Origin of the sequence: Dellaglioa carnosa (assembly GCF_026948345.1) — a bacterium.
In the GTDB taxonomy this organism is placed as follows: Bacteria; Bacillota; Bacilli; order Lactobacillales; family Lactobacillaceae; genus Dellaglioa; species Dellaglioa algida.
The window spans coordinates 1-3,182 of the sequence record NZ_JANXLI010000011.1 but is presented as its reverse complement, the minus strand read 5'-3'; the positions used below and the strand labels follow the sequence as shown (position 1 = coordinate 3,182).

Annotated in this window: 2 rRNA genes; both read left to right on the top strand. The window is 48.1% G+C overall.

Going from position 1 to position 3,182, the window contains the following annotated elements:
- Positions 1–122 precede the first annotated feature (122 nt).
- Positions 123–3,042: ribosomal RNA gene (locus N0K80_RS07775) — 23S ribosomal RNA — on the top strand.
- Between the two features lie 85 nt (positions 3,043–3,127).
- A 5S ribosomal RNA gene (gene rrf, locus N0K80_RS07970) occupies positions 3,128–3,182 on the top strand; the annotation flags it as partial.

Here is a 3,182-nt window from a genome sequence, read left to right as displayed (position 1 = left end):
AATTTGTTCTTTGAAAACTAGATAATATTTATTAAATTTTTAAGCAATAAGCCGAGAAACACCGCGTTTTATTAGTTAAGAACGTAGTTCTTAACAAAACCACTTTGCTTTAAGTAAAGTTAGGTTAAGTTATCAAGGGCGCATGGTGAATGCCTTGGCACTAGGAGCCGATGAAGGACGGGACTAACACCGATATGCTTCGGGGAGCTGTAAGTAAGCTTTGATCCGGAGATTTCCGAATGGGGGAACCCAGCAGTTTTAATCGACTGTTACTATTAACTGAATACATAGGTTATATAGAGGTAAACGCAGGGAACTGAAACATCTAATTACCTGCAGGAATAGAAAGAAAAATCGATTCCCTAAGTAGCGGCGAGCGAACAGGGAAGAGCCCAAACCAAGAAGCTTGCTTCTTGGGGTTGTAGGACTGCTCATTTGAGTTACCAAAGATTTTCATAGTAGAAGAGTCTGGGAAGACTCGCCGTAGAGGGTGATAGCCCCGTATACTAAATGAAAGTCCCTCAGAGCAGTATCCTGAGTACGGCGGAACACGAGAAATTCCGTCGGAATCCGGGAGGACCATCTCCCAAGGCTAAATACTCCCTAGTGACCGATAGTGAACCAGTACCGTGAGGGAAAGGTGAAAAGCACCCCGGAAGGGGAGTGAAATAGTTCCTGAAACCATGTGCCTACAAATAGTTAGAGCCCGTTAATGGGTGATAGCGTGCCTTTTGTAGAATGAACCGGCGAGTTACGTTTGCTTGCGAGGTTAAGTTGATAAGACGGAGCCGTAGCGAAAGCGAGTCTGAATAGGGCGCCATAGTAAGTAGACGTAGACCCGAAACCAAGTGACCTACCCATGTCCAGGTTGAAGGTGCGGTAAAACGCACTGGAGGACCGAACTCATGTATGTTGAAAAATGCTGAGATGAGGTGTGGGTAGCGGAGAAATTCCAAACGAACTTGGAGATAGCTGGTTCTCTCCGAAATAGCTTTAGGGCTAGCCTCGGAATTAAGAATCATGGAGGTAGAGCCACTGTTTGGACTAGGGGCCCATCTAGGGTTACTGAATTCAGATAAACTCCGAATGCCATTGATTTATATCCGGGAGTCAGACTGCGAGTGATAAGATCCGTAGTCGAAAGGGAAACAGCCCAGACCACCAATTAAGGTCCCAAAATACATGTTAAGTGGAAAAGGATGTGGAATTGCACAGACAACTAGGATGTTGGCTCAGAAGCAGCCACCATTTAAAGAGTGCGTAATAGCTCACTAGTCGAGTGATTCTGCGCCGAAAATGTACCGGGGCTAAACATGTTACCGAAATTGTGGATGGAACCCATTAGGGTTCCGTGGTAGGAGAGCGTTCTAAGGGCAACGAAGCTAGACCGTAAGGACTAGTGGAGCGCTTAGAAGTGAGAATGCCGGTATGAGTAGCGAAAGACAGGTGAGAATCCTGTCCACCGAATGACTAAGGTTTCCTGGGGAAGGCTCGTCCTCCCAGGGTTAGTCGGGACCTAAGTCGAGGCCGAGAGGCGTAGACGATGGATAACAGGTTGAGATTCCTGTACTAGTTATATTTGTTTGAACGATGGAGGGACGCAGCAGGCTAAGGAAGCGCACTGATGGATATGTGCGTCCAAGCAATAAGTCTGAAGTTGAGTTAAATGCTTAACTTTAAGGACAAGTTGTGATGGGGAGCGAAATTAAGTAGCGAAGTAACTGATGTCACACTGCCAAGAAAAGCTTCTAGTTAGAATATAACTACCCGTACCGCAAACCGACACAGGTAGTCGAGGAGAGTATCCTAAGGTGTGCGAGAGAACTCTCGTTAAGGAACTCGGCAAAATGACCCCGTAACTTCGGGAGAAGGGGTGCTGACCGAAAGGTCAGCCGCAGTGAATAGGCCCAAACGACTGTTTATCAAAAACACAGGTTTCTGCAAAATCGTAAGATGACGTATAGGGGCTGACGCCTGCCCGGTGCTGGAAGGTTAAGAGGATGAGTTAGCTTCGGCGAAGCCCAGAATTGAAGCCCCAGTAAACGGCGGCCGTAACTATAACGGTCCTAAGGTAGCGAAATTCCTTGTCGGGTAAGTTCCGACCCGCACGAAAGGCGTAACGATTTGGGCACTGTCTCAACGAGAGACTCGGTGAAATTATAATACCCGTGAAGATGCGGGTTACCCGCGACAGGACGGAAAGACCCCATGGAGCTTTACTGTAGCTTGATATTGAGTGTTTGTATAACTTGTACAGGATAGGTAGGAGCCGTAGAGACCGGAACGCTAGTTTCGGAGGAGGCATTGGTGGGATACTACCCTCGTTGTATGAACACTCTAACCCTCGCCACTAATCGTGGTGGGAGACAGTGTCAGGTGGGCAGTTTGACTGGGGCGGTCGCCTCCTAAAAGGTAACGGAGGCGCCCAAAGGTTCCCTCAGAATGGTTGGAAATCATTCGCAGAGTGTAAAGGCACAAGGGAGCTTGACTGCGAGACTTACAGGTCGAGCAGGGACGAAAGTCGGGCTTAGTGATCCGGTGGTTCCGTATGGAAGGGCCATCGCTCAACGGATAAAAGCTACCCTGGGGATAACAGGCTTATCTCCCCCAAGAGTCCACATCGACGGGGAGGTTTGGCACCTCGATGTCGGCTCATCGCATCCTGGGGCTGTAGTCGGTCCCAAGGGTTGGGCTGTTCGCCCATTAAAGCGGTACGCGAGCTGGGTTCAGAACGTCGTGAGACAGTTCGGTCCCTATCCGTCGCGGGCGTAGGAAATTTGAGAGGAGCTGTCCTTAGTACGAGAGGACCGGGATGGACATACCTCTGGTGTACCAGTTGTTCTGCCAAGGGCATCGCTGGGTAGCTATGTATGGATGAGATAAACGCTGAAAGCATCTAAGTGTGAAGCTCACCTCGAGATTAGATTTCCCATTCCTTTATGGAAGTAAGACCCCTGAAAGATTATCAGGTAGATAGGTTGGAAGTGGAAGTACAGTGATGTATGGAGCGGACCAATACTAATCGGTCGAGGACTTAACCACAAAGTGGTGTGAAACGGTGTACGGCTTAAAAATCAATGATAAATATTAGCTAGTTTTGAGAGAATAAGTTTTCTCAAAAAAAGAGTGTGGTGGCGATAGCAAGAAGGATACACCTGTTCCCATGTCGAACACAGAAGTTA